Source organism: Thiomicrospira microaerophila, assembly GCF_023278225.1.
Classification (GTDB): domain Bacteria; phylum Pseudomonadota; class Gammaproteobacteria; order Thiomicrospirales; family Thiomicrospiraceae; genus Thiomicrospira; species Thiomicrospira microaerophila_A.
The window spans coordinates 1370962-1397691 of record NZ_CP070959.1 but is presented as its reverse complement, the minus strand read 5'-3'; the positions used below and the strand labels follow the sequence as shown (position 1 = coordinate 1397691).

32 protein-coding genes are annotated in these 26730 nt (G+C 45.3%); 17 read left to right on the top strand and 15 right to left on the bottom strand.

Annotation, left to right across the window (positions count from 1 at the left end):
- Positions 1-6: 6 nt before the first annotated feature.
- Positions 7-300 (top strand): antibiotic biosynthesis monooxygenase, encoded by a 294-nt coding sequence (locus tag JX580_RS06860; RefSeq protein ID WP_248849810.1) that lies wholly within the window; start codon positions 7-9, stop codon positions 298-300.
- A gap of 12 nt (positions 301-312) precedes the next feature.
- Here JX580_RS06860 and JX580_RS06855 read toward each other — a convergent pair whose 3' ends face one another.
- From JX580_RS06855 to aat, 5 genes are all read right to left on the bottom strand, one after another.
- Entirely contained in the window at positions 313-1011 is a 699-nt protein-coding gene (locus tag JX580_RS06855; protein WP_248849809.1) for a succinate dehydrogenase iron-sulfur subunit, read from the bottom strand.
- Positions 1012-1020: 9 nt separating this feature from the next.
- The gene (sdhA, locus tag JX580_RS06850; protein ID WP_248849808.1) at positions 1021-2787 is read right to left on the bottom strand and encodes a succinate dehydrogenase flavoprotein subunit; all 1767 of its coding nucleotides are present in this window, start codon (positions 2785-2787) and stop codon (positions 1021-1023) included.
- Complete coding sequence (gene sdhD, locus JX580_RS06845) at positions 2784-3104, bottom strand: succinate dehydrogenase, hydrophobic membrane anchor protein (RefSeq protein ID WP_248849807.1); 321 nt, start codon at positions 3102-3104, stop codon at positions 2784-2786. Before sdhD ends, sdhA begins: the two co-directional genes overlap by 4 nt.
- Positions 3101-3496 (bottom strand): succinate dehydrogenase, cytochrome b556 subunit, encoded by a 396-nt coding sequence (gene sdhC, locus JX580_RS06840; RefSeq protein WP_248849806.1) that lies wholly within the window; start codon positions 3494-3496, stop codon positions 3101-3103. Before sdhC ends, sdhD begins: the two co-directional genes overlap by 4 nt.
- A gap of 79 nt (positions 3497-3575) precedes the next feature.
- Positions 3576-4310 carry a leucyl/phenylalanyl-tRNA--protein transferase gene (gene aat, locus JX580_RS06835; RefSeq protein WP_248849805.1) on the bottom strand — a complete coding sequence of 245 codons (735 nt, stop codon included), beginning with the start codon at positions 4308-4310 and terminating at the stop codon, positions 3576-3578.
- A gap of 148 nt (positions 4311-4458) precedes the next feature.
- Here aat and lpxK point away from each other — a divergent pair, with 148 nt between their 5' ends.
- The 5 genes from lpxK to JX580_RS06810 are packed head-to-tail and all read left to right on the top strand — an operon-like array spanning position 4459 to position 7217.
- Positions 4459-5472 (top strand): tetraacyldisaccharide 4'-kinase, encoded by a 1014-nt coding sequence (gene lpxK / locus JX580_RS06830; RefSeq protein WP_248849804.1) that lies wholly within the window; start codon positions 4459-4461, stop codon positions 5470-5472.
- A 26-nt stretch (positions 5473-5498) separates the two neighbouring features.
- Positions 5499-5705, top strand: a complete 207-nt coding sequence (locus JX580_RS06825; RefSeq protein ID WP_248849803.1) for a Trm112 family protein — start codon at positions 5499-5501, stop codon at positions 5703-5705.
- Positions 5706-5712: 7 nt separating this feature from the next.
- On the top strand, positions 5713-6474 hold the full coding sequence (kdsB, locus tag JX580_RS06820; RefSeq protein ID WP_248851897.1) for a 3-deoxy-manno-octulosonate cytidylyltransferase: 762 nt from the start codon (positions 5713-5715) through the stop codon (positions 6472-6474).
- 6 nt (positions 6475-6480) lie between these two features.
- The gene (locus JX580_RS06815; protein ID WP_248849802.1) at positions 6481-6693 is read left to right on the top strand and encodes a hypothetical protein; all 213 of its coding nucleotides are present in this window, start codon (positions 6481-6483) and stop codon (positions 6691-6693) included.
- Between the two features lie 26 nt (positions 6694-6719).
- Entirely contained in the window at positions 6720-7217 is a 498-nt protein-coding gene (locus JX580_RS06810; protein ID WP_248849801.1) for a hypothetical protein, read from the top strand.
- 38 nt (positions 7218-7255) lie between these two features.
- Here the strand turns inward: JX580_RS06810 and JX580_RS06805 are convergent, their stop codons facing one another.
- Together JX580_RS06805 and JX580_RS06800 are read right to left on the bottom strand one after the other, a co-directional pair.
- Positions 7256-8380: an NAD(P)/FAD-dependent oxidoreductase gene (locus tag JX580_RS06805; protein WP_248849800.1), complete on the bottom strand. Its 1125-nt coding sequence runs from the start codon at positions 8378-8380 to the stop codon at positions 7256-7258.
- 38 nt (positions 8381-8418) lie between these two features.
- Entirely contained in the window at positions 8419-8877 is a 459-nt protein-coding gene (locus JX580_RS06800; RefSeq protein ID WP_248849799.1) for a YhcH/YjgK/YiaL family protein, read from the bottom strand.
- Between the two features lie 110 nt (positions 8878-8987).
- Between JX580_RS06800 and JX580_RS06795 the strand changes: the two genes are divergently transcribed.
- On the top strand, positions 8988-9362 hold the full coding sequence (locus JX580_RS06795; protein ID WP_248849798.1) for a hypothetical protein: 375 nt from the start codon (positions 8988-8990) through the stop codon (positions 9360-9362).
- An 18-nt stretch (positions 9363-9380) separates the two neighbouring features.
- Positions 9381-9830: an FKBP-type peptidyl-prolyl cis-trans isomerase gene (locus tag JX580_RS06790; RefSeq protein WP_248849797.1), complete on the top strand. Its 450-nt coding sequence runs from the start codon at positions 9381-9383 to the stop codon at positions 9828-9830.
- Here the strand turns inward: JX580_RS06790 and JX580_RS06785 are convergent.
- Positions 9827-10132: a PP0621 family protein gene (locus tag JX580_RS06785; RefSeq protein WP_248849796.1), complete on the bottom strand. Its 306-nt coding sequence runs from the start codon at positions 10130-10132 to the stop codon at positions 9827-9829. The genes JX580_RS06790 and JX580_RS06785 overlap by 4 nt on opposite strands.
- A 135-nt stretch (positions 10133-10267) precedes the next feature.
- Here JX580_RS06785 and sucC point away from each other — a divergent pair, with 135 nt between their 5' ends.
- The 7 genes from sucC to nagZ are packed head-to-tail and all read left to right on the top strand — an operon-like array spanning position 10268 to position 17287.
- The gene (sucC, locus tag JX580_RS06780; protein ID WP_248849795.1) at positions 10268-11437 is read left to right on the top strand and encodes an ADP-forming succinate--CoA ligase subunit beta; all 1170 of its coding nucleotides are present in this window, start codon (positions 10268-10270) and stop codon (positions 11435-11437) included.
- Positions 11434-12306 (top strand): succinate--CoA ligase subunit alpha, encoded by an 873-nt coding sequence (gene sucD / locus JX580_RS06775; RefSeq protein ID WP_248849794.1) that lies wholly within the window; start codon positions 11434-11436, stop codon positions 12304-12306. The genes sucC and sucD overlap by 4 nt, the downstream gene beginning before the upstream one ends.
- 30 nt (positions 12307-12336) lie before the next feature.
- Positions 12337-13968 (top strand): NAD+ synthase, encoded by a 1632-nt coding sequence (locus JX580_RS06770; protein ID WP_248849793.1) that lies wholly within the window; start codon positions 12337-12339, stop codon positions 13966-13968.
- 13 nt (positions 13969-13981) lie between these two features.
- Positions 13982-14476: a L,D-transpeptidase gene (locus JX580_RS06765; RefSeq protein ID WP_283103574.1), complete on the top strand. Its 495-nt coding sequence runs from the start codon at positions 13982-13984 to the stop codon at positions 14474-14476.
- A complete protein-coding gene (gene nikB, locus JX580_RS06760) occupies positions 14473-15396 on the top strand; it encodes a nickel ABC transporter permease (protein ID WP_248849792.1) in 924 nt (307 codons plus the stop codon). The genes JX580_RS06765 and nikB overlap by 4 nt, the downstream gene beginning before the upstream one ends.
- Positions 15359-16198: an ABC transporter permease gene (locus JX580_RS06755; RefSeq protein WP_349251682.1), complete on the top strand. Its 840-nt coding sequence runs from the start codon at positions 15359-15361 to the stop codon at positions 16196-16198. Before nikB ends, JX580_RS06755 begins: the two co-directional genes overlap by 38 nt.
- Positions 16199-16219: 21 nt before the next feature.
- Positions 16220-17287 (top strand): beta-N-acetylhexosaminidase, encoded by a 1068-nt coding sequence (nagZ, locus tag JX580_RS06750; RefSeq protein ID WP_248849791.1) that lies wholly within the window; start codon positions 16220-16222, stop codon positions 17285-17287.
- Positions 17288-17814: 527 nt separating this feature from the next.
- On the opposite strand, the gene murB is transcribed toward nagZ, so the two are convergent.
- Positions 17815-18840 (bottom strand): UDP-N-acetylmuramate dehydrogenase, encoded by a 1026-nt coding sequence (gene murB, locus JX580_RS06745; RefSeq protein WP_248849790.1) that lies wholly within the window; start codon positions 18838-18840, stop codon positions 17815-17817.
- Positions 18841-18911: 71 nt separating this feature from the next.
- Here murB and JX580_RS06740 point away from each other — a divergent pair, with 71 nt between their 5' ends.
- Positions 18912-20363 (top strand): sodium-dependent transporter, encoded by a 1452-nt coding sequence (locus JX580_RS06740; protein ID WP_248849789.1) that lies wholly within the window; start codon positions 18912-18914, stop codon positions 20361-20363.
- 173 nt (positions 20364-20536) lie between these two features.
- Here JX580_RS06740 and JX580_RS06735 read toward each other — a convergent pair whose 3' ends face one another.
- From JX580_RS06735 to dapD, 5 genes are read right to left on the bottom strand one after another with little or no spacing between them, the layout of a single operon-like run.
- Positions 20537-21013 (bottom strand): Crp/Fnr family transcriptional regulator, encoded by a 477-nt coding sequence (locus JX580_RS06735; RefSeq protein WP_248849788.1) that lies wholly within the window; start codon positions 21011-21013, stop codon positions 20537-20539.
- Positions 21014-21057: 44 nt separating this feature from the next.
- Positions 21058-21288, bottom strand: coding sequence for a hypothetical protein (locus JX580_RS06730; protein WP_248849787.1), 231 nt, complete (start codon positions 21286-21288; stop codon positions 21058-21060).
- On the bottom strand, positions 21289-22428 hold the full coding sequence (gene dapE / locus JX580_RS06725) for a succinyl-diaminopimelate desuccinylase (RefSeq protein WP_248849786.1): 1140 nt from the start codon (positions 22426-22428) through the stop codon (positions 21289-21291).
- Positions 22425-22757: a Spx/MgsR family RNA polymerase-binding regulatory protein gene (locus JX580_RS06720; protein WP_248849785.1), complete on the bottom strand. Its 333-nt coding sequence runs from the start codon at positions 22755-22757 to the stop codon at positions 22425-22427. The genes dapE and JX580_RS06720 overlap by 4 nt, the downstream gene beginning before the upstream one ends.
- 58 nt (positions 22758-22815) lie before the next feature.
- Positions 22816-23643, bottom strand: coding sequence for a 2,3,4,5-tetrahydropyridine-2,6-dicarboxylate N-succinyltransferase (gene dapD / locus JX580_RS06715; RefSeq protein WP_248849784.1), 828 nt, complete (start codon positions 23641-23643; stop codon positions 22816-22818).
- An 84-nt stretch (positions 23644-23727) separates the two neighbouring features.
- Here dapD and JX580_RS06710 point away from each other — a divergent pair, with 84 nt between their 5' ends.
- Positions 23728-24108 (top strand): VOC family protein, encoded by a 381-nt coding sequence (locus JX580_RS06710; RefSeq protein ID WP_248849783.1) that lies wholly within the window; start codon positions 23728-23730, stop codon positions 24106-24108.
- On the opposite strand, the gene glnD is transcribed toward JX580_RS06710, so the two are convergent.
- The gene (gene glnD / locus JX580_RS06705) at positions 24105-26726 is read right to left on the bottom strand and encodes a [protein-PII] uridylyltransferase (RefSeq protein ID WP_248849782.1); all 2622 of its coding nucleotides are present in this window, start codon (positions 26724-26726) and stop codon (positions 24105-24107) included. The genes JX580_RS06710 and glnD overlap by 4 nt on opposite strands.
- Between the last annotated feature and the right edge of the window lie 4 nt (positions 26727-26730).

The window sequence follows — 26730 nt, the reverse complement described above, 5'->3', positions numbered from 1 at the left end:
GTGAATATGCACGTGACCTGGGTTGAGGTATCGGTTAAACCAGAGTGTGTCGAAGCTTTTGTAAGCGCCTGTTATGACAATCATTGCGCTTCGATTAAAGAACCGGGAAATCGCCGTTTTGATGTATTACAAGACAGCCATGACCCGACACAGTTTCGTTTGTACGAAGCCTATTCAAGTGAGGCCGAGGCCAAAGCACATAAAGATACCGCGCATTATCAAGTGTGGCGTCAAGTGGTAGCCGATATGATGGCGAGTCCTCGTCAGGGTTATGTTTATCAAGCTTTGTTTCCCCAATAATCGGCATCCATTTTAGCTTTTTTCTAAAATTTGTTGCTTTATTTCAGAAATAGCTTGGCTTGGATCTAAACCTTTAGGGCAACTGGCAGTACAGTTTTGGATATTGCGACAGCGAAAGGTAGTGTAGGGGTCGTCAAGCTGTGTAAGCCGTTGTCGCGTTTGGATGTCGCGGCTGTCACTTATAAATCGGTGAGCCGCAAGCAAGGCCGCAGGTCCTGCGAATTTATCTGGATTCCACCAAAAAGAGGGGCAGCTGGTGGTACAGCAGCCACAAAGAATACATTCGTAGTTCCCATCTAACTTGGCTCGCTCCATCGGGGTTTGAAGGTGTTCTTGGTTTAAGTCTATTTCGCTGGTTTGTAAGTAGGGTTCAACCTGGTCATAGTGTTGGTAAAACTGTGTCATATCGACAACCAGGTCACGTATTACAGGCAGGCCTGGTAGTGGGCGTAAGATGACTTTTTTACCAAGCTCTGCTAAGGGCGTAATGCAGGCCAGTTTGTTTTCGCCGTTTACGTTCATTCCATCCGAACCACACACGCCTTCTTGGCAGGAGCTACGAAACGTCAAACTGGGGTCTTGTTGCTTTAGGCGTTTTAATGCATCCAGTAGCATCATTCCCGGTTTTATCTGTGTTTCGTCAAGAATTAATTCTTGATTATAGGGCGCTTTGTCGGTCTCGGGGTTAAAACGATATAGAGTAAAAATCATTGGGCTATCCTAGTAAACGCGAGGTTTAGGCATAAAACCATCTAGTGTTAAGGGTTGAAGATTGACCGGTTTGCTATCAATCTGATGGTTGTGCGAAAAATATAAGCTATGTTTTAACCAGGCCTGGTCATCTCTTTCAGGGAAATCGATGCGACTGTGCGCACCGCGACTTTCTTGTCTTGCTAGGGCGCTATGAAGGGTGGCATAGCCCAGTTGTATTAGGTTTTCAAGCTCAAACGCTTGAACCCGCTCAAGATTAAATACATTTGAAGGATCTTTTAAACCGACTTGGTTTAAGCGTTCAACCAAGCTGTCCAACTTAGGCAGGCCTGCTTTAAGGGTTTCTTCATCACGAAAAACCCCGCAATGTTGTTCCATTGTACGCTGAAGATCTTGTTTTATCAGGTCAATAGAGTCGTTAGGCGTATTGAAGTTTAAGGCCTGCTGCCAGCGGTCAATGCGTTTTTGAACCGCTTCCAGTTTTAAAGGCGTTTCACTTTTTTGATTGTTTTTTTCTATCAGGCTTTGGTGTATGTGCCTAGCCGCCTCACGACCAAATACCACAATATCCAACAGAGAGTTACCGCCGAGTCGATTGGCACCATGGACGGAAACACAAGCGGCTTCACCGATCGCGTAGAGGTTGGGCAGAGCTTGAATTTGGTCGTTTTGTTTGGTGATGACCTGACCATGAAGGTTGGTTGGAATGCCCCCCATCATGTAATGGCAACTTGGATGAATCGGAATAAGACTGTTAACCGGGTCTTTGCCAGTAAAGGTCAGACAGATATCTCGAATACCCGGTAAGCGGGTTTTGATCACCTCCGGATCAAGGTGGGTCAAATCCAGTTCAATATAATCCTTGTGTTCTCCGCAGCCTCGACCTTCACGAATTTCAATGGCAATCGCTCGAGAAACCACATCGCGGGAAGCAAGATCCTTTACCTTAGGCGCATATTTCTGCATAAAGGCTTCCCCTAAGCGATTAAGTAAAATGCCGCCTTCTCCACGAGCGCCCTCAGAGATAAGCATTCCCTTGGCTGCAACACCGGTAGGGTGAAATTGCCAAAACTCCATGTCCATCAGGGGTAGGCCGGCCCTGAGTATCATGCCTAGCCCATCGCCTGTATTTATCATTGCATTGGTGTTGGTTCTAAATAGTTGACCTGCGCCACCGGTAGCGATTAAAAAGGTATCTGCATGAATGAGCTGGTAGTCACCTGATGCAATGTCCAGCACCATGACGGCACCAATTTGATCTTGCTGGTCTTTGACTAAATCAAGCGCTAACTGTTCGTTGAAAAAGCGTGTTCCAGCTCGAAGATTTTGTTGGTAAAGGCTATGTAGGATCGCATGGCCGGTGCGGTCGGCGGCGGCGCAGGTGCGGGTAGCTTGTTGTTCGCCAAAGTTTTGGCTTTGTCCACCAAATGGGCGTTGGTAAATTTTTCCTGAATCAAGCCGTGAAAAGGGCACACCATAGTGTTCAAGTTCGCGAACAATTTCAACCGCTTCACGGCACATAAATTCGATCGCATCTTGATCCCCAAGATAATCACTACCTTTAATGGTATCAAACATATGCCAGTGCCAGTTATCAGGGGTCACGTTGCCAAGTGCGGCATTAATTCCACCCTGTGCAGCAACGGTATGAGAGCGAGTAGGAAAGACCTTTGACACAACGGCTACTTTGATATTGGATTGCGCTAGTTGTAATGCAGCGCGTAGCCCAGCACCGCCGGCACCTAAGATCACGACGTCAAATCGGGATTGTTTCATAGGGTTAATCCTTTAAAAGCCAGCCATACAATATTAAGCCCAAGGGCTAACAAAAGGAGTAGCAGGCCTGGTAACAACCATTTTAGTGCAGCTCTTGGCGCATAGTCGATCATTACGTCACGAAGGCCTACCCATGTATGAATCAAAACCAACACCACGGCTAGAATTGACGGAATCATAATCGAAGGCGTGAAGAGGTCGTTGATAGTTTGGATAGACTGGGTAAGTGCAAGCCAAGCAAGATAAGGCGTATAAGTAGCCAGATAGATAGCACTGATATTTTGCCAAACAAAAGCACGTTTCCCTGTTAGTTTCATAACCAGATCCTAATCAAGCTAAAACCGCCGATGGCTATCCATAATCCCAGTGTAAACCAAACGGCTTGTTCAGAGCGTAGCCATGTTTTTAATTTAAGGCTAATGGCAAACTCAATAAGCAGATGGCGCAGCCCAGCCAGCCAATGAAAGGCTAAAGCAAGCCAAAACAAAGAGAGAAAAAGCTTGCCTGAAGCGTTGTTTAACCAGGCCTGGTAGGTTGAGAATTGTTCGGGTTGAAGAAGGATTAGATTCAAACTTATGAGCCACAGCATCAGGCTTGCCACCAGCAGTACACCAGTGATGCGGTGGCTGATGGATAACAAGGCATTTGCCGGAAAACGAAAATGCCATAGACTAAGGTTAACAGGTCGTGAATCTTGGCGTGGCATCATAAATCTTAACTCCAATCAGTTGGAAGACTGAACATTATTCTATGCTGATTAGGCCAGTGATTGCAAAGGTAATAGGATATTAATCGGCATTCATTAATGCTGGATTAAATAACCAGGCCTGGTTACAGGCAGTATGAACTTGTTGTTGAAGTCGTTGTTCGAATTCGCTACGAGGTAAGCAGGTGGCTCCCATGCTTTTTAGATGGGCTGTTTCCATCTGACAATCAATCATCGGCCACCCCCAAGCAGATAAATGCCGACAAAGTGCAACCAGGGCCAGTTTGGAGGCATTGCTAACCTTAGCAAACATGGATTCACCAAAAAACATTTTACCTAGGCTTAAGCCATAGAGCCCTCCGATGAGTTCATCTTGCAGCCAGACCTCTACCGAGTGGGCATGGCCTTGTTGATGAAGTTGGATGAGGCTGGTTTGCATGTCTTGGCGAATCCACGTGCCTTGTTGACCAGGGCGTTGAATGGTTGCGCATTGATTGACGACCTGCATAAATGCCTGATCGAAACTGATCGTCAAGTCGCTATTCCGCCAGGTTTTTTTCAAGCTTTTTCTGTATTTGACCTGATCGGTCATTAAAACTGCTCTAGGGCTGGGCGTCCACCAGCTTATTTGTTCGTTATCGGCTGACCAGGGGAATATACCTTGTCGATAGGCTTCCAGCATCCACTCAGGGGTTATGACGTCTCCGCCCAACGCCAGTAAGCCATTGGGTTCATCCAACGCAAAATGGGTTGGCGGAAAAGCCGGAAGACGTTGGTTTTCAAGCCAGTAGGGCAGGTGTTCGGGGTAGCGACGCATAAATATGGGGCCTTGTTATGCTTAGGATTTAATGAGTTTCAAAAGAAAACTCTCTTAGCTATGCTAGAATCGGTTAAATAATTCATCCTGTTATCTTAATCGGTGATGGGATTTTCAACAAGAGGGGTGTTTAAATGGAGTCTAGCCAGTGAGTTGGCCGAGCTTTTGGTTGCAAGCCGATTGGCGATCAACGTGTCTTAAACCTTTGTCTTGGTGGGTCTGTCGTATTGCAAAAGCCAGATTAAAAGGGTTTGAAACGCATCCTCCCCAGTCACCAGGCCTGGTGATAGTGGTGGGTAATATTGTTGTTGGCGGTACCGGAAAAACACCTTTTATTATTTGGTTGGTAAAACGCTTAACCCTAGCGGGCTATCGTGTCGGGGTGATTGCTAGGGGAGTTGGAGGCAAGGCGAGTAGCTGGCCGCAAATAGTGACCGAGGATTCTAAAGCGAATGAGGTCGGGGATGAGCCAGTATTACTTGCACAAAAACTGGGTTGTCCGGTGGTGGTGGCGCCTAAACGAGCACAAGCTTTGGAAAGGTTGTTGAAAGATTTTCAAGTGGATATGGTGATCAGTGATGATGGCTTACAGCATTATGAGTTGGCAAGGGATATTGAGCTGGTGATGTTGGATGCAAGCCGTCCCAATCAAGGACTGGGTAATGGACTTTGTTTGCCTGCCGGACCTTTGCGTGAACCTATCTCTCGTTTGTCCAAGGTTGATTTTGTAGTATTTAATGGAATGCGTCCTGACGAATTAAACTTTAAAGCGCGTTTTGTAGGCAGCATGCAACTTAAACCTGTTCGTTTTGTGAGCGTCTTAAATGCAGAAATTCATCAATCGATTAGCGCTTTTAAGGGCCAACAAGGCTATGCTGTAGCAGGTATCGGCCACCCTGAACGTTTTTATGCAAGTCTTATGTCATTAAATATTGAGACGGAGCAATTAAGCTTTCCAGATCACCATGCTTTTAGAAAGTCAGATTTTGCAGGTCTAGATCCTGAAAAACCCTTGTTTATGACCAGCAAAGATGCGGTAAAATGCAAGTCATTTGCGAAGGGTAACTGGTGGGTGCTTGAAGTCGAGCCCACTTGCGATCCGGCGTTAGAGCAGGCCTTAATGGAAATAATTAAACAAGGTTTGCAGGCTAAAACCCAATAACGAGCTAAATTAAAAAAGGTAGTGTCATGAGCTTAAACCCCCATCTTCTTGAAATACTGGTGTGTCCTGTCAGCAAAACTAAATTGGTTTATGATAAGTCTAAGCAAGAGTTGATCTCTACCGCAGCCAATTTAGCCTACCCGGTCAGAGAGGGTATTCCTGTCATGCTTGAGGATGAGGCGCGTTTAATCACGCCTGAAGAGGCTGAGCATTATCGCAAAATGAAGTCATAAGGCGATGATGTCGTTTAACGTCATTATTCCCGCACGACTCGCATCCACTCGGCTTTACGGTAAACCCCTGTTGCCGATTCACGGTAAACCGATGATCTACTGGACTTGGCAGCAGGCTGTTAAGTCAGGTGCGGATCGTATTGTTATTGCGACGGAATCCGAAGAGGTCAAACAGGTTTGTGAAGCTTTTGGTGCGGAGGTTTGTTTAACCGGTAACCATCATCAGTCGGGAACAGAGCGGATTGCTGAAGTGGTAGATTTGCTTCGTATTGCAGATAATCAAATTTTGGTGAACCTTCAGGGGGATGAACCCATGTTGCCCCCTGAGTTGATTAAGCAATTAGCCTCCGCTTTGTTTCACCGACATGATGTGTTTATGGCTACGCTTTGTGAGCCTATAGACAATGTTTCGTTGGTGTTTAATCCGAATATTGTAAAAGTGAGCCGCACGGTTGAAAATTTTGCGATCAACTTTAGTCGTGCACCACTGCCTTGGGCAAGAGACGAGTTTGCTGGACCAGAAAAAACGCTGCCGGCCTATTGGCCTTACCAACGTCATATTGGCTTGTATGCTTATCGTGCTGGGTTTGTTAAGCGCTATGTCAACTGGCCGGAGTGTGCGTTGGAAAAGGTCGAAAAACTTGAACAGTTGCGTGTACTTTGGCATGGTGAGCGTATTTTGGTTGAGCAGGCTCTGATGGATGCAGGACTCGGTGTCGATACCCAAGAACAATTAGACCGAGTGCGTCAATTGTTAGCGCCAGTGTGATTGATTATGTTTAAGTATTTAACGCTGTTTGCGGTTATTATTTTTTTGTTATGGATGTTGCGTCGTCAATGGCGGTTAAAAAAAATGCAGTGGCGGGGCGAAACACCGCCTGAAAAAAAAGGCTTGAGGCCGATAACACTGCTTAGCTGGGTAATGGTGGTGGTCTATGGCGGTTATATGCTTTGGTATTTAATCAACAATACTTTTTTTCAAGGCTAACTAAAGGCCATGATGGGGTTGTTACGATGGGGCTATCTGAAAAAATTCGCTTAGAACACCAAGCCGCCCGTTTGTTTATGCGAGCCTATGAAAAACAACACGCGATCAAAATGCGCCATATTTGGCATAATGAACCTCAAAAACCCGATGTCAGTTGTTATTGGAATGACCATAAATTAGATTTGGAAATTGCGCACCTATACGGGAGTACTGAAGAAGCGAAACAGTTATTGGGCCGTGAGTTATCCGATAAAACCCAGCTAGAGTTACAACATTTATCCTTAACTCCGCCCGATCACCGTTTACTTGAAGCACTTAATCGACTTCTCGCAAACAAAGCTGAGAAACATTATGAGTCTGAAAATACTTGGTTAGTTATCCGAAATACCCATCCTGCTTGGCAAAGACAAGATTTTGAAACTAGGTGCCACCACATTATTCTTCCGCAAAAACACCCCTTTGAACAGGTTTGGCTGTTAGGTGATATGGCGGGGGAGAGTGGGATTATTCGTCTAGATGCTTGAGTGGGGTGCAGAACAAACTCAGCACCCTTTTAAGTCACCTATCGGTATTGGCGCAAATACCAACCTTCAAAAAAGCGCTTGGCATAGTGCATTAATCGACAAGGCGGTAGCATCAGCGTACCTGACTCCGTTCGACGAATTAGCATACCATGGCTGAGGGTATCGACAATGCAAACCAATTCGTGTTTGATTTTTGTTTTTTCCCCGTTACCGGTAAAATCAATGCCGAGGTTATGAGCAGCGGTTTTCGCTTGAATATCAGCGGCATGGGCCTGCTTGGGTTGCCAGGCCGGGCCAGGGAAACTGCCTGCGTCACCTGCAACATAGACCCTGTCCAACCCTTTAACCTGAGCATGTTCATCCGCTTCAATCATGCCCCCTGCTGATTTGGGCAGGTCGGTGTTTTCAAGCCAAGCCGGTCCCGTCATGCCCGGCATAAACAGGATTAAGTCAGCGTCAAATGTTTCGCCTTCAGTCATTACTTGGTTGGCCTGAAAGCCCAGCATTTTATGCCCTAGCTTGGTTTCTATATCTTGTTTAGCTAGCATTTTTTTGAGCTTTTCTGGAAATTGGTCACCAAGACGCTTGCCGGGTTCAGCTGCGGGGTTAAAGAAGATGAGTTTGAATTGATCACGGCGCTTTTGTTGGCGCAGCAGGCGATCAATGCCAAACAAGAACTCAAACATCGGACCACCGCGCATGGCCGCTGGCTCATTGGGATTGCCACCAAACCCAATTGCAATCGTACCGCCTTCCATCGATGCAAGCCGGTCTCGAATGCTTTCTGCGGCAGGAATGCCTTCACAGGGGGTGATTACATGCTCAATGCCGGGAAGTTTTTTTATAAAACGTCCACCACTTGCAATAATCAATCCATCATTTTCAAAGTCACCTTGGTCGGTGTTAACCTGACGGCCATTCAGGCTGATTCCTGTGACATTTGCTTCAATAAATTCAACACATTGTCGATTAAAAAAATTATGTAAATCAATGCGCAGGTCGTCAGCTTTTCTTAAACCGGAAGGAATCCAGATTAAACTTGGCAAATAAACTAGGGTTTTATGCGGGGCAATTACCTGAATACGTGCATTCGGAAGTGTTTTTCTAACATGCTTAATGGCGGTTAAAGCAGCAAATCCGGTGCCTAAAATACTAATATTCATATACCTTCCTTTTAGATTTTGTTAAATAACGCCAAGCTTTAATCGGCTATGCGCGCTTTTAATACGAGCTTGCGAACCTGTTTTGCTGGAGTGCCAATGCTCGGTAGATGGAGGTCGGTTGGAAAGAAAATGACAAACATGCCTGCTTTAACTTTAACCATTTGTCCAGCAACCTGGTACAGGGCAAAATCCCTATCTGGGTCATAAGCTTGAATCGGCGTTTGGTGGCTTAAGGGCGCAAAGCCCATGTATTCTTCCCCACTAATGACCAGTTGGACATCAACAAAGCGTTGATGCGCTTCATAGTGTTTGCCCTCACTTGACTGAGTTTCGTACTCATCAATAATGGCGTCGATTTGGTCGCTGAGTGAGGTTCGTCCAGGCGGGTGCTGTGCTAGCTCAGAAGCTGGTGTTTTTATAATATAGTCCAGTGCTTGGTCAATAGAGGGGTGCAAGCCTTTATAAAGCCCTGCATTTTCAACACGATCAATAATCATAATATACCCTTAAAAAATGCTTATAACCTATTTTACTTGATCTTAAAGCAAGAAGGTTGCAAAGTGAATGTGTTAAAATCTAAAAAAATTTGTAACGTCTGAGAGTAACGATGAATCTTAAACCCCTTTTGTTATTAGTACCAGGCCTGCTTTTGTTAGGCTGTAGCCAAAATTCGGTGAAAAATGCTGAGTCATCAGCGGTGTCTGGCGTTGATGTGGTTGAACTTGCCGCTGATGAGTTTGTAATCAGTATTATGCGCAATGAGCCGCCGATGAAATTTGAAAACCGTCGGTTAAGGGTGCAAGCCGAACAGCTTTGTCCAACGGGCTATAGTTATGTATTGCGCCAGGCGCATAGAAACGGTGAAATGGCAATCCATCATGCGCAATGCGCAGCGGGGGCGGATTGTAGTCATGAGCTATCTTGGCATATACGTTGTGGACACGTTCCAAGAGAACCCTTCCGTTTCTTTGGTAGAACTTAATTCTAGGGTGTTATTTTTATGTTAGAGAAATCCTCTCCTCTTGCCCGTGTGACTGAAACCAGTCAAATTGCTATTTCATATTCAATGCGTTTGATGGACGAAACCGAAATAGATAAGACTGAACCGGGTGAGTTGTTTGAATTTACGATGGGTGATGGTAGCTTGATACCTAATCTTGAAAGTTTGCTAGTTGGCTTGGAGCAAGGGACGAGTGGTAAATTTTTTGTGCCGCCGGAAGATGGCTTTGGCTATCCTGATCCGGCTAATGTCTATGATTTGGATAAAACTGAGTTTCCTGAAGGGATGGCGCTCAAGCTTGGCGATGTGGTGGGGTTTGATACGCCTACTGGCGAACAAATCCCTGGAACGGTTGTCGGAATCAACGATGCTAAGATAAAGGTTGATTTTAATCACCCTTTAGCGGGTGAAACGTTTATTTTTGAGGCGACAATAGAAAAAATTAATTAATCGCCATCTTCCATGACATCGTTACCCCCATTATTTCTATCATTATGCTTATCGTAGCTTTTACTCGGCCCCATTTTCATGTGGCCTTCACTGCAATAGGTGTGCTGACCATCATAATAGGCTTCTGACTGCGGAAGATGAATACCGCAATGCGCACATCGCACCATCGCTTGGCTATCGATAGCCTCATCAATCGTTTCGTCTTGGTTTAAACGTGACCTTGCCTCGACAATCATATTGATCAAAAATCGCAAAACAAAATACACTAGTATTACAATCGATAACAGGAGAACTGCTTGCATGGTTTTAAGCGCCTTTGGTTAAATTAAAATCAATTTCAGCTATTTAAGCCAGTTTATCGTGCATTCCTTTTGTAACCATTTTACAATAATCCATCAACAGCTATTAAGACATCTATTTGGAGTTTACCCTTTTCCATGAATTTACATGAATATCAGGCTAAAAATTTATTCAGCGATTACGGCATTGCCGTGCCACAAGGCGAAGTAATTGATTCGTTAGCGCAGCTCTCGGGCGTATTGCAACAAATCCAATCTAACGGTTGGGTGGTTAAAGCGCAGATCCATGCTGGTGCGCGTGGTAAGGCGGGTGGCGTTAAGTTGGTCAAAACGCCCGATGAAGCCGAGTCTGTTGCACAAGCGTTACTCGGTTCTTCTTTGGCGACGATTCAAACGGCTGGCAAAGCTTTACCGATAAGCCAAGTGCTGATTGAGCAGACGTTAGATATCGCCCAGGAACTGTATTTAAGCCTAGTGGTGGATCGTGTTTCACGCCGTTATCGTTTTGTGTTGTCGGTCGCCGGCGGCATGGATATCGAAGAGGTCGCGGCGCATCAGCCTGAAAAAATTCATACCCTAGATATCAACCCTTTGTTAGGTGTGATGCCTTATCAAGCGCGCGAAGCCGGTTTTGCATTAGGTTTGAAAGCCGAGGCGTTTAAGCAATTGGGCGTGATTTTAAGCCAGCTTTATACATTGGCGATTGACAAGGATTTGGCGCAAATTGAAATCAACCCTTTGGTTTTAACCGAAGATAATCAATTGGTCGCGTTGGATGCTAAGGTCAATGTGGATCCTAATGCGCTTTATCGTCAACCAGGCCTGGTTGCGTTGCGTGATATTTCACAGGAAGATGCGCGTGAGGCGAAGGCGTCTGAACACCAATTAAACTATATCGCGCTGGAAGGTAATATTGGTTGTATGGTCAATGGCGCAGGCTTGGCGATGGCGACGATGGACTTGATTAAATTGTATGGCGGTCAACCGGCTAACTTTTTAGATGTCGGCGGTGGCACGACGCCTGAGCGGGTGGCTGAAGCCTTCAAATTGATTTTGTCATCCAGTGAAGTGAACGCGATTTTGGTGAATATTTTTGGTGGTATTGTACGCTGTGATCTTATCGCAGACGGCATTATCCAAGCTGTGAAGGAGGTGGGCTTGTCAATTCCGGTTGTCGTGCGTTTAGAGGGTACGAATGTTGAGTTAGGCCGTGAACGTTTAGCGCAAAGTGGCTTGGCGATTGTGGCGGCTGATGATTTAGCCCAGGCAGCAAAAACCGTGGTGGAATTGGCAGGAGAGCGCGCATGAGTATTTTAATTAACAAACACACCCGCGTGATTTGCCAAGGATTCACCGGTAAGCAGGGCACATTTCATTCTGAACAGGCGTTGGCCTATGGTACCCAAATGGTCGGTGGTGTTACCCCGGGTAAAGGCGGGCAAACGCATTTAGGTTTGCCGGTATTTAATACTGTGAGAGATGCGGTGGCGCAAACCGGTGCTGAGGCATCAATGATTTATGTGCCGCCAGCCTTTGCGGCTGATTCGATTATTGAGGCGATTGATGCCGGTATTAAAGTAATTGCCTGTATTACCGAGGGCATTCCGGTGAATGATATGTTGAAGGTGCGTGCGGTGTTAGATGCCTCTGATAGCTATTTAATCGGCCCCAACTGTCCAGGTTTGATCACACCGGGCGAATGTAAAATTGGTATTATGCCCGGTCATATTCATTTACCAGGTAAAATCGGTGTGGTGTCGCGTTCCGGCACACTTACCTATGAAGCCGTGCATCAAACCACGCAAAATGGTTTGGGTCAATCCACCTGTGTTGGCATTGGTGGCGACCCGATTCATGGTATGAACTTTATTGATTGTTTGACCCTGTTTGAGCAGGATCCGCAAACCGAAGGCATTATTATGGTTGGCGAGATTGGCGGCCAGGCAGAAGAAGACGCGGCTGAGTTTATTCAAGCCCACGTCAGCAAACCCGTGGTCGCCTACATTGCGGGGGTGACGGCTCCCGCAGGTAAGCGCATGGGACATGCTGGAGCGATTGTCAGTGGTGGAAAAGGTACAGCGGAAGCCAAGTTCGCCGCACTTGAAGCGGCCGGGGTGACCGTGGTTCGTTCGCCCACCGATTTAGGCTCGGCCATCAAGCAGCGATTACAAGGTTAATTTAGCTTTAGTTAACAAAGGAAACCCACTATGTCGAATTCAGTTCAAGTTGTGATGGCGCAAATCGATCCATTAGTGGGGGATATTGCCGGAAATGTCGAGCGTATTGTCAGTGCGGCTGAACAAGCACGCGATGAAATGGCCGCCGACCTAGTGGTGTTTCCAGAGTTAAGTATCGTGGGCTATCCGCCAGAGGATTTATTGTTGCGTCACGGACTTTATCCGCAGATTCAAACGGCGTTGACCGAGCTTACCCAGCGGGTAAAAGACGTAGCGATTGTCGTGGGTTACCCGATGATCGATGCGTTGGGTGAGCGTTTTAATATGGCGGCGTGGATTGAAGATGGTTTGATTCAAGCCAGTTATATGAAACAGCATTTACCTAATTATGGGGTATTTGATGAACATCGTTATTTCTCATCCGGTAAAAAGCCTTGTGTGGTTGCCTATAAAGGCATTCAATTTGGTTTAGTGATTTGTGAGGATATTTGGCGCCCAGGGCCGGTCGTTCAGGCCGCTCGCGCCGGTGCGCAGGTGATTTTAAACCTGAATGCCTCGCCGTTTCATGCAGAAAAACACCACGACCGTTTGCAGGTCGCGCGTCGGCGGGTTGATGAAGTGAAGTTACCCTTGCTTTATGTTAACCAAGTCGGGGGGCAAGATGAGTTGGTATTTGATGGCGGTTCGTTTGCGATGGATGCCGATGGTGAAATTGAAGTACAGGGTGCGGAATTTCAAGCGGATTTAATTCCTGTCACCCTAGTTAAGCAAGCAGACAATATTGTGTTGATGCGCGGGCAGCAGGTTGAATTGTTCCGCAGCGAAGCGCGGGTTTATGAAGCGATTAAACTCGGTATTCGTGATTATGTGCATAAAAATGGGTTTAAAGGCGTGTTGCTCGGCTTGTCGGGCGGGATTGATTCGGCCTTGACCTTGGCGCTGGCGGTGGACGCTTTAGGCGCAGAGCAGGTGGAAGCCGTGATGATGCCGTTTCGTTATACCGCTGAAATGAGTATTGAAGACGCGCAACAGCAAGCGGATACCATGGGTGTTAAATATCAGGCTATCCCGATTGAATCGATATATCAGGGGTTTGATACTGCGCTCGAATCTCGATTTGTTGGCATGGCTGCCGACTTAACCGAGGAAAACTTGCAAGCCCGTATTCGCGGGTGTTTGTTAATGGCGATGTCGAATAAGCTGGGTAAACTGGTATTAGCGACCAGTAACAAAAGTGAATCCGCTGTCGGTTACAGTACCTTGTACGGCGATATGGTCGGCGGTTTCTCACCGTTAAAAGACGTGCCGAAAACACTCGTTTATCGGTTGGCACGTTACCGTAATGGCTTGAGTGAGGTGATTCCGGAGCGTGTGATTACACGTGCGCCCTCGGCTGAACTGCGTCCGGACCAGAAGGATCAAGATTCCTTACCTGATTATGAAATTCTGGACGCGATTATCAAAGCCTATGTCGAACTTGACCAAACCCCCGCTGAAATGCACGCTCAGGGCTTAGGTTCAGAGCAGCTGATTTCACAGGTGGTGCGTTTAATTCAGCGCAGCGAATATAAACGTCGTCAAGCCGCGCCCGGGGTGCGTATTTCATTGCGCGCGTTTGGTCGTGATCGACGTTACCCGATTACCAGCGGTTACAAAGAATAATCAGGTTGGGTCTGTGCAGTCTTTAAACCCAGTTCGTATTGAAATTTCTATCCAAACCCAAAGCTTATCGGTTTATCAGTCTAATAAGCCGATTGTTCAATATCCTATTAGCAGTGCCGCCAAGGGCGTGGGTCAACAAAAAAACTCGAATCAAACCCCTGTAGGTCGTCATCTGATCCGCGCTAAAATCGGTGATGACCAACCTATGAATGCGGTATTTGTTGGTCGGCGTCCAACCGGTGAAATCTATCGCCCTGAACTGGCTCAAACCTTCCCTCAGCGAGACTGGATTCTTAGCCGTATTCTATGGTTAAGTGGTTGCGAACGCGGTTTAAATCGACTCGGACAAGTTGATAGCATGCAGCGCTATATTTATATTCATGGCACACCCGATTCCGAACCGATGGGGCTTCCTTGTTCACATGGCTGTATTCGGATGCGAAATGAGGATGTCATCGCGCTATTTGATCAGGTCTCCGTGGGCACAGCGGTGGATATTAAGCCGTGATCAATTATCTTTTCCGACAACTCGGTTCCTTGTTGTTTGTGACTTGGGTGGTCAGTTCATTGGTGTTTTTATTGATTCATCTGGTGCCGGGTGATCCGGTTTCAGTGATGCTGGGTGATTGGGCGAGCCCTGCGGATGAGCAAGCCTTACGCCAGCAATTAGGTTTAGACAAGCCGCTTTGGCAGCAATACATCATTTATTTTACAGGTCTGTTGCAGTTTGATTTTGGGCAGTCGCTGTTTTTTCAACAACCGGTTAGTGAGTTATTGCTCGAGCGCTTACCCATGACGGCTTACCTAGCCTTAATGGCGATGTTGATCGCGGTGTTAATCGCTTTTCCGTTGGGAATGTGGGCCGCATTACGCGCCGGACAATGGCCGGATTATGCTGCGATGAGCGTTGCATTAGTAGGGGTATCGATTCCTAACTTTTGGTTGGGGCCGATGTTAATTTTATTGTTTTCTATTAGTTTGGCGTGGTTACCGGTTAGCGGGGCAGACCAGCCTTGGGCATGGGTGTTGCCAGCCTTAACCCTAGGTACCGCCTTGGCAGCGATTTTAGCCAGAATGTTACGTTCATCCTTATTAGAGATTTTTCATGAAGACTATATTCGTACCGCCCATGCCAAGGGCCTCAATAAAATGCGGGTTTATGGGCTGCATGCGTTGCGTAATGCGATGTTGCCGGTGGTCACGATTATGGGCTTGCAATTGGGTACTTTGTTAGGCGGCGCGGTGATTACCGAGGTGGTATTCGATTGGCCAGGCCTGGGTCAATTACTCGTGGATTCGATTCAGCGGCGTGATTATCCGGTCGTCCAAGGCTGTATTTTGATTATTAGTGTGGCGTATATCAGCGTGAATGCGCTAACTGAGTTGGTCTATGCTTGGCTTGACCCACGTATCAGGTTGGCGAATTAAGATGCTGATGCGTGGGTTGGCATTATTTATTGTTTCGGCTTGGGTGTTGATGGCGCTGGCTGCGTTTTTTGTTGGTGATTCAGCGAATCAGATTGATTTAGACCGTTTAATGGCGAGCAGCGACCTGCAAAGCTGGCTGGGCTACGATGAATTAGGCCGACCCTTGTTTGAGCGTTTGCTATTAGGCGCGCAAACCTCTTTGTTTGTTGCGCTGGGTGTGGTAACTTTTTCTGCGTTGATTGGCATTACGATTGGTACCTACAGTGGTTATGTTGGCGGTTGGATTGATCGTGTTATTGTCAAAGTGATTGACGTGTTTCTCGCATTTCCGGGGTTACTGTTAGCGATTGGCTTAGCGGCGGTGCTTGGACCAGGCATTGAAAACGTGATTATTGCGTTGGTGGTGGTCGGCTGGGTCGGTTATGCCCGTTTAGCCAGAGCCCAGGTGTTGAGTTTACGCCATCGTGAACACATTTTGGCGGCGCGGGCATTAGGCGTTAGTCAACCGACTATTCTGCGACGCCATTTGTTACCTTTGATTGCCGCGCCTTTAGGTGTTGAAGCCACCTTTGGTTTTGCCGGTGCGGTGATTTCAGAAGCGGGTTTATCGTTTTTGGGCTTAGGTGTCCAACCGCCGGATGCCTCATGGGGAAACATGATTCGGGAAGGAACACGTTATTTATTAGTGGCACCGCATTTGGTGATCGTACCAGGCCTGGCGCTGATGTTGGTGGTGTTAGCGATTAACATACTCGGTGATGCCGCGCGCGATAAACTCGACGTGAAGCATCAACGCCATTGACCTTAGCGTAAAAGGAACGTCATGATTCAAACACAAGGAAAAGCCATGTCACTGGGTTCGGTAATGATCGGTATTGCTGGCACTAGTTTGTTACCGCATGAGCGTGAGTATCTTTTGCATCCGCGTGTTGCCGGTGTAATTCTATTTAGCCGCAATTATGCTTCACCTGAGCAGTTGCGTAGCTTGTGTGAGCAAATTCATAACCTCCGCCATCCGCGTTTACTGATTGCGGTTGACCACGAGGGCGGGCGAGTACAGCGTTTTCGCGAGGGCTTTAGTCGGATTCCGCCGATGCGTCTACTGGGTGAGGCATATCAACAGGATCAAGCCTACGGTTTAAACCTAGCAAAAAAAATTGGCTGGTTAATGGCGACCGAGTTGTTAGCCTGCGGTGTCGATTTTAGTTTTGCACCGGTGGTGGATTTGGATTATGGAGAAAGTCATGTGATTGGGGATCGTGCGTTTTCGCCTGACCCTTTGGTTACGGGTCAGTTGGCGATGGCGCTAACACAAGGCATGCGTGATGCGGGGATGGCTTCGGTGGCAAAGCACTTTCCCGGGCATGGTTTTGTCAGCGCCGACACCCATGAAACTCTGGCGATTGATCCGCGTAGTGGGTCGCAAATTGAACAACGTGATATGCAACCGTTTATTAAACTGATGGCGCATGGCCTTGAAGCGGTGATGCCGGCACATGTGCGTTATCCGGCGGTAGATGACTTACCGGTTGGTTTTTCAAAAGTTTGGTTACAAAAGGTTTTGCGCCAAACTTGTCATTTTGAAGGCGCTATTATTAGTGATGATTTGGGGATGCAAGCAGCCGCGGTTTATGGTGACACGGTGGAGCGGGTTAGGTTGGCGATTGATGCAGGTTGCGATTTGGTGTTGGTGTGTAACGAGTTAGCTGAAATTTCCCGCGTGCTTAATGCCGGTGTTCATCGCCCATGCGTGGTGTCGCATGCGCGCCTCATTCGGTTGCATGGTAAACCTATTATTCGTTACGATAAACTCCGTTATAATCCTCTTTGGCAGAGTGCTGTCAAGCAGTTGGCCGTGTTTAACGAACGCAATCAATCGAATTTATTATAAATTTTAAATAATTGGATACGTCTTTTGACTAGGGGTTTATGGTTTATATTTCAGTTGTCAAAAAAGCCCCAATAGACTATAAGTCCTGATAGAATCAGAAATAGCGCTAGGCCGATATAACAAGTCGGTTTGAAGCGTTTTTGTTTTAGCTCAACTGTTTTGTTAAGGTATTTGGCGTCAGTCAGTATGGGTGATTTTTTTACTTTTTTGGGTAGATAACAATTACTAAATGCGATAAGCGTAATGATTAATAATAGGATGCTGTAAGCCAGTTCACGTGTCATAAGTTCTCCGTTTGTATTCAATATTAAAGTTAAAGAATTTAAACAGTTTCTTTACGGTCGATTTAAAATTAATTGAGATTATTGATGTTCAGGCACAAGCATTGGGTATTGTGTGTCTGTTTTTAACATTTTATATGCCTTTTAGCAAACTTGATTAATCTAATTTTGAAAACTTTAGATATTTTAAATCAACAGCTTAGAGCTCTATTTTTTCTGAAAAGATGGCTTTATCGAGTTTTGCTTTTATAGAATGTTAACTTCCGGTTCAAGATGAATGCCAAATTTGTGCATGACTTCGTCTTGAATTTTGCGTGAAAGTTCAACCACATCCTCACCTGCTGCACCGCCTAGATTGACCAATACCAGCGCATGCTTTTCTGATACCGCAGCGCGCCCAGCTTTTAGATGGTGTGCTCCTGCATTTTCAATTAACCAAGCAGCAGGAATTTTTACCTGTCCATCGAGCATTTTGTGATGCGGGATCGTTTCCCCAATCTCGTCACTGATTTGCTCAAAATAATCAGCAGAAACAATCGGGTTTTGGAAAAAGCTGCCAGCATTGCCATGAATTTTAGGATCAGGAAGTTTAGCTTGACGAATTTTTATAATTGCATCAAAAACATCGCGAGGAGTAATGCTGGTTTTATCCTGCTCTTGCAGCGCAATTTTAAGGGGTTCGTAAACGAGGTTGGCTTGGCCTGCATGAAGTTTACGCAGCCGAAAGGTAATCCGATGAACGAGCATACGATTACGTTGCTCGTGTTTAAAAATACTACTACGATAGCCAAATTGACAGTCAGCATTGCGGTATTCAGTTCGTGTTCCGTCATACAGATTAAGTGCTTGAATGCGAGTAATGCTATCACGCGCTTCAGTTCCGTAGGCACCAATGTTTTGTACTGGCGCAGCGCCAACCGTTCCGGGTATGTATGCTAGGTTTTCTAATCCCCACCAGCCTTTGTTAACTGTGTACTCAACCAGTTTATGCCAATTCATCCCGGCTCCAACAGAGAGCCAAACACCGTCTTGGTCTTCTTTTACAATACGAATCTTGTCATAACTGCAACGAATGACTAGACCTTCAATGTCATGCGTAAAGAGTATGTTGCTACCATCCCCCATTATTGTCCAAGGTAAGGAGGCGAGTTTAAGGTCTGAGCGTAGAACAGTAATATCGCTTTGTCGATTGACCTCGACGTAGTACCGAGTTTTGGTAACAATATTAAAAGTGTTAAGGTGGGTGATGGGGTAATTGGCTTGAATGTGCATGATTTTTGCTTTGTTTGCTATAATTCAAAAACTATTCTAAAGAATCTTCCTCAATTATAAAGGAAAAGCCCATGAGTCTTTTAAAACTTTCTAAACAATCTTGGTCATCACAGACAGTATTTATTATGGCAGCGGTGGGATCAGCGGTGGGTTTAGGTAATATTTGGAAGTTTCCATATATTGCGGGGGATAATGGCGGTGGGGCGTTTGTATTAGTTTATCTGGCTTGTATTGCGATTATTGGGCTGCCGATTCTTTTATCGGAAATTGCGTTAGGTAGAGCCGGTCAAGCCAATCCGGTGCAAGCGATGGCTAATTTGGCGCATCAGAGTAAGTCAACCCGATTGTGGGCTGGACTAGGATTTAATGGTGTTCTTGCAGGACTGCTTATCTTATCGTTTTACACGGTGATTGCGGGTCTAGCACTAGCTTATTTTTTCAATAGCTTGCAAGGTTTGTTTGTAGGAATAGAGTCTGAACAAGCACAAAGTTTATTTGACGACACTGTTTCGAATCCATGGACGCTTTTGTTTTGGCATAGTTTGATGGTGTTGCTGACGATTTTAATTGTATCGCGCGGAGTAAGAGGGGGGTTGGAGAAAGCGATTAACATGATGATGCCAGGTTTGTTCCTTATTTTATTAGTATTGTTGGGCTATGCCACAACAACGGGTGCGTTTGGTCAAAGTTGGGCGTTTATGTTTAGTGCCGATTTTTCTAAGTTGAGCTGGCAGGCAGTTATGGTCGCGATGGGGCACGCTTTTTTTACGCTAAGCATTGGCCTAGGCACGATGATGGCGTATGGTGCCTATGTTGGCAAAGACATGTCGATTGCAAAAGCAAGTATTATCATTGTGATTATGGATACTTTGATAGCGGTTCTAGCAGGCCTGGTGGTGTTTTCGATTGTATTTGCCAATGATTTAGCACCGGGTGCAGGGCCAGGTCTACTGTTCCAAACTTTACCCATTGCGTTTGGTCAAATGGGCGCGGGTTGGTTGTTTGGAACCCTATTCTTTTTATTGGTAGTCATGGCAGCCCTAACCTCAGCTATTTCATTAATTGAGCCTGCAATAAGCTGGTTTGAGCAGAATTGGGGATTTTCTCGTGCCAAAGCCGCTTGGCTGCTGGGTAGTCTTGTCTGGTTTGTAGGCTTGGGTACGGTGTTGTCGTTTAACTACTGGGAAGCACTTTATATTATTGGTGAGCGTAATTTCTTCTCGCTGCTCGATTTTATAACCTCTAGTATCATGTTACCTTTGGGTGGGTTGTTTATCGGTGTTTTTGTCGCTTGGGCTATGCGTCCTGACATTCGTGAAGCGCAAATTGAGTTAAAAGGACGATTATTGGCTTTGTTTAATTTTAGCTTACGTTATGTGACACCTTTAGCAGTTATTTTAGTTTTCGCCTCCAATGTCGCTTCAGAGTGGCGCACTATTGCTTTAGTTATGATGGTAAGTGTTGGGATTTATGGTTTATACATTTATAAAATGCTGAAGAGAGCCAAGTGCCTGTCGAACTAAATCGATGGTTATCTACTTTTAGGCACTGGTCTTTATTAGTCTTAAGCAGGCTAATTGACGAGAAAGTAGGGGAAAGATAGTTGAATTCTACCGGTTTACAGCCGACCTGGAGCGCGACAGGCTCCTAGGTGGGCGAGTTTTTTAATCCTACGCGAAAGCCAAGGATTGAGTCGTTACATGTACTGATTGGTTACGAAACGGTTCATTTCCATAAAACGTGTATTAAGTTCACGTTGAAGCTTGTGTGAAGCGCGCAAGATGGCGCGCATAACGTGGTAAACTGCGGTAGGGTGTGTGTCGATTAGTTTTTCGAAATCGGCTCTATGAAGAATGATAACTTCACTTTCAGCACGCGATTTTAAAGTCATTGAGTGGGGTTCACCATCGATAAAACTCAACTCACCAGCTAATGCGCCAGGTTTTAATGTGGCCATTACGGTTTCATCTTTTTGACCATAGTTTTTGATGACATCAATTTTTCCGGTAACGAGTACATAAAGTTGATCATCGGATGCACCTTCGCGAAAAAGTATTTCATCTTTTTTTAAAGAGCGTTGGCTGGTAATTTCGGACAAAGCCTGACATTCTAGTTCGTTTAGTTCAGCGCCAAGGACTGACTGAGCAATGGTTTTGATGTCTTGATCACTCATGGTTTTTTCCTTTTTTATTTTTTGGGGTAATGAAGTTTTGGTGTTTAATAAACTAGCTCAACGGGGTATAGCCAACTGAATATGGCTGTCATTCCATAAACGAAAATAAACACCAGTACAAATACAATTAAAATTGATAAGGCTTGTTTGTTATCGATAAATTTCTTTTTCCATTCCTCGTTTTTAACCTGTGGCCAAATTAGCCAAAGAAATAAAACAACGGCTGCGACTTGAACAATAATTAAAAACACCTGTACCCAAAATGGTAATTCCATTTAAGCCGCCTTGGTCAATAAGTTGACAAGAATTTGATAGTAAATATCAGTGAGTTTGTTTAAATCTGAAACACTAACCCGTTCGTTAAGCTTGTGAATCGTTGCGTTTAAGGGGCCAAACTCAATGACTTGCGCCCCCGTCGGTGCGATAAACCGACCATCGGAGGTGCCGCCTGCGGTTGAAAGCGTAGGGCGATAACCCATAATCGTTTCAATCGCATCACCGGTGGCCTGAATCAGCTCACCCTCGGCCGGCGTAACAAACGGTAAGCCAGATAAATTCCAGTCAATTTCATAGTCTAAATCAAAGCTATTCAAGCAATCGATCACGCCTTGTTTTAACGAATCCGGTGTGTGTTCGGTGGAGAAACGAAAATTAAACATCACCTGAATCTCACCTGGAATTACATTGGTAGCACCGGTGCCGGACTGAACATTCGAGATTTGAAAGCTGGTTGGCGGAAAATATTCATTGCCGTTATCCCAGATGATGCCCGTTAGCGCGTTCAGTGCTGGCAAAGCCTTGTGCACTGGATTGTCTGCTAATTGGGGGTAGGCAATATGCCCTTGAATACCTTTGATGGTTAAGCGACCATTCAGTGAACCACGTCGCCCGTTTTTAATCGAATCGCCGAGTTTTTCATCACTTGAAGGTTCGCCGACCAAGCAATAGTTAATTTTTTCTTGGCGAGCTTCGAGGGTTTCAATCACTTTAACTGTGCCATTGACAGCAGGGCCTTCTTCATCACTGGTGATCAAAAAACCGATTGAACCCAAGTGGTCAGGGTAATCTTGCAAAAAACGTTCGGTGGCGACCATAAAACAGGCAATTGAGCTTTTCATATCAGCTGAACCGCGTGCGCAGAGCATGTCACCATCAATCTGCGCACTAAACGGCGGGTATTGCCATTTTTCAATCGGGCCAGTTGGCACAACATCGGTATGACCCGCAAATACTACAAGTGGTTTGGTGTCGCCTTTGCGAGCCCACAGGTTGGTCACTTCGCCAAACGGCATCGGCTCCAAATCAAATCCTAGGGGAGCTAAAAAGTCGCCAATGAGTGTTTGACAGCCTTTGTCATCGGGTGTCACAGAATCAATTTGTAATAATTGACGTGCAAGCGAAATTGTTGGGCTCATAGGGATTGATACTCAGAAGGGTTATAGCCAATTAAAAGCTGATTTTGGGCTTGTAAAATCGGTCGTTTTATTAGGGTAGGGTGCTGGCAAACCAAGTCTAAGTCTTGGTTTTCAACCGCTAAACGCTGTGCATCGGTCAAGGATTTCCAGCCGGTGCTGCGTTTATTGATAAGTTTGTTATAGTCGGCTTTTTCTAACCAGGCCTGGATGATTTCCGGGGTAAGTCCCTGTTTACGAAAATCATGAAAATGAACATCGTGTCCAAGTGCTTCAAGTGTTTTTCTTGCTTTGCGCACGGTGTCGCAATTGGAAATGCCGTATAAAATCATAAAGTGACTCAGTTGTTGAATAGGCGTTTCGGAGAACGCCTAAGCCATTTCGAACAAATTAAATATCGCGAAGGAGCTCGTTGATACCGACTTTACCTAGAGTTTTTGCATCGACTTTCTTCACAATCACCGCGCAATATAAACTGTAAGAACCATCTTTAGAAGGCAGGTTACCGGATACAACAACCGAACCGGCCGGTACACGGCCGTAATGGATCTCACCCGTTTCACGATCATAAATGCGGGTGGATTGACCAATGTACACGCCCATTGAAATCACCGAACCTTCTTCAACAATTACACCTTCCACAACTTCAGAACGCGCACCGATAAAGCAGTTGTCTTCGATAATAGTCGGTGCAGCTTGAAGCGGCTCTAACACGCCACCAATACCCACGCCACCTGATAAATGGACGTTTTTACCGATTTGCGCACAAGAGCCTACCGTCACCCAAGTATCCACCATCGTGCCGGAATCAACATAGGCGCCGATATTGACGTAAGACGGCATTAACACTGTGCTCGGTGCAATGTAAGATCCACGACGCGCCATCGCAGGGGGCACTACACGTACACCGGCTTTTTCAAAGTCGGCTTGAGAATAGTCGGCAAATTTTGAAGGCACCTTATCAAAGTAACGGGTTTCTGACGAGTTCATTAGCACGTTGTCTTCGGTGCGGAAAGAGAGCAGTACGGCTTTTTTTAACCACTCATTAACAGTCCATTTACCGACAGCTTGACGCTCAGCTACACGCATTTGGCCTGAATCCAATAAATGAATCGCTTCTTGAATTGCGCGTTTGGTTTCAGCATCAACGTTTTTTGGCGTGATTTCAGCACGACGTTCAAACGCCGCTTCGATAATTTGTTGTAAATCTGCAGACATAATCTTCTTTCCACTAGTTAATATAAAATACAATTTTCTAATTATAGCAGTTTCATTGATTAGGCTAAAGAAAAAGGAGTCGGTATGTCAGGTGTTTTAGGTTTGGATCATGTTAGTATTTTAGTGTCTGATGCACATTTGGCCTGTGAGTTTTATCAAGAGGCCCTAGGGTTAGAGAAGTTGGAAAGACCAGATTTGGGCTTTCCTGGCTATTGGTTAAGATTAGGCGGACAGCACCAGAGCCTACACCTGATGCAGTTAACCAACCCTTGTCAAGGCTTGAGCAGGCCTAGCCATGGTGGGCGAGATAATCATTTTGCATTAGCGGTAGCTCAGCTTGAGGTTTTTATGGTCAAGCTAGAGGCCATGCAGGTTGCTTACACCTTGAGCAGGTCTGGTAGAAAAGCTTTGTTTTTTAGGGATCTAGATAATAATGCGGTTGAGTTGTTTGAAGTAGGTGCTTAGCGTGTTATAGCATCAGTTAATATTTGTTTTAAGTGGTCGCACTCGCTTTGCTCTAAGGCTTTGTTGTCAATACTGCTAATAATAAATGTATCTTCTGCTTTTTCTCCAACAGTATTTATTTTTGCATCATGCATGCGTATTTCACACTCTCTGAAAGCTTGGCCGATCCTTGATAGCAGGCCAGATATGTCTTTGGTGGTAATCGACATTTCTGTCTGGTATTTATTGATTTCACGAAATTCAATATCAGTAGGCGTATTGAAGTGTTTAACTTGACGAGAGCGTCGAAGGTTGGTTGTTGAGGGTAGCGAGTTTGGGTTTTGCAGATTTTTCTGCAGTTTATCAGTGATCAGTTGAATGATCATTGGGTCTTCAATTGCTTCTTGATCGCGATCTAGGAAGTAGACGAGTACCAGTGTCATGTTTTCTGTAGTTGAGTATACCTTGGCTTCAACAACGTTCAAGTCGAGGTTATCAAGCGTTTGGGTAATTTGGCCAAACAAGAAGTCGCGGTTAAGCATATAGATCATGAGTTCGGATGCACCGCGTTGAGTTCTGCCTGTTATATGGATATTGATATCCTGTTGTTGACGTTGGTAAAGCGTCAGGGTTAATCGACAAATCTCAATAGGTGTTTGACGGGTAAAAAAAGCTGATTTTTTAAGCGAGTTCCAAAGCGCTTGGTAGTCACTGACATTAAGTCCATTCTTGGCTAAAAGTTCACGAGCTTTTTCTTGGTGGAGTAGTGCTTTTTTTGTTTTCGTTTTAGGGATCTCTAGTGCTTTGTCCAAAGCATTAGAGGTCTGATTATAAAGGTCAAGCAGTAGTCCATTTTTCCAGTCATTCCAAACATCATCCGAAGTGGAGCAGATGTCGGCAACGGTAAGCAGGTAAAGGTAGTTCAGTCGTTCCTGAGTGCCGACAAAATTAGAAAAAGCTTGAATGACTGCTGGGTCGCTTAAGTCTTTACGCTGCGCTACGCTTGAAAATTCCAAATGGTAACGTACTAACCAAACAATCAGTTTGGTGTCAGGTTCATTTAGATTATGTTGCTGGCAAAATATTTGTGCGTCTTCAGCGCCTAGCACTTCATGTGCACCATTTCGCCCTTTGGCGATGTCATGGAATAGGGCGGCTAAAAACAGTACTTCGGGTTTGCAGATGTTTTTGGTAATTTGGTGTGCGGTTGGGAATTCAAATGCATATTCTTTGATAAAAAAGCGTCTCAAGTGGCGGATAACCAGTAACGTATGTTCATCAACCGTGTAGGCATGAAAAATATTGAATTGCATAAGGCCGGTGATTTTATGAAAAGCCGGAATATAAGCATCAAGCAATCCATAACTATGCATACGTTTTAATGACGCATTGATACCTCTAGGTTGACGAAGTATTTCTATAAATAAGGCTTTGTTAATGGGGTCGCGGCGAAAGTCTTCGTCAATTAGGTGCAAGTTTTCTCGAAGTAATCGAATGGTTCGAGCACGAATGCCTGCAATGTTTGGATCGTTTTCAAGAATAATGAATATTTCGAGCAAAGCGCTCGGAAAATATTGGAAAACCTGTTCTGATCGTATGTCTAGGTATTGGTCAATCAGTTGAAAGCGTTGGTTTATGTTTATAATAGTGGTCGTTTGAATATCGCATAGCTCTTCATTGAAGTGCTGAAGTAGGATTTCATTGAGCTTGACAACTGAGCGCAGATTTCGGTAGTAGCTGTTCATGAATTGCTCTACCGCAAGTTTTTCTGGGGTGTTTTGATAACCGAAGTTTTCTGCAACTTCTTGTTGGTTGTCAAACGAGAGTCGATCCTCGCGCCTTTTTTTTAATCGGTGGAGTAGGAATCTAACGCGGCTCAAAAATTTATAGGCCGCATCCAGTTCTCTAAATTCTTCGGGTGTAATAAAACGTTTTTGCACAAGTTGGTGAATTGAGGTGGCATTAAAGTGGCGTTTGGCGACCCAGAAAAGGGTTTGGATATCCCTAAGACCTCCAGGGCTTTCTTTGATATTGGGTTCTAATTGGTAAACTGTGTCATGAAATCGTTTGTGACGGGCTTGCTGTTCAGCCATCTTGCCTTGAAAGAAACGATGTGATGGCCAAAAATCAGTGCGTTTCCAGAGTGACTGAAGCTGTTCAAAAAGATTGTAATCACCGGTAAGCCACCGTGCTTCTAGTAAATTAGTTGCGGTTGTAATGTCATCGTGTGCTGCCTGTATGCATTCATCCAGAGTGCGTATGGCACTGCCAACCTCAAATCCAATATCCCAGAGTAATGTTATAAATTGACTGATGAGGCTATTGTCTACTAGGTTTTCTGAGCAAAGAATCAGGATGTCAATGTCTGAGTAGGGATGCAGCTCGTTTCGACCGTATCCGCCTACGGCGAGTAAAGTGAATTTATTACTGTCAAAACTATGTTGCCATATTTTTTTGAGTATTTGATCAATAAAAACGGCACGTTCTTTGACTAATTCAGCAACAGGGGTTCCTTGGTCGAACTGGTCAAATTGGTGTTGGTTGAAGCGTTTTAGCATGTCTCGTCCAGTTTTCGCCGCAGTTTCTGGTTGGTGTTTTAATGCACTCAAAAAGTTTGGGAAATCAGTTTGGTTTGACATGCTT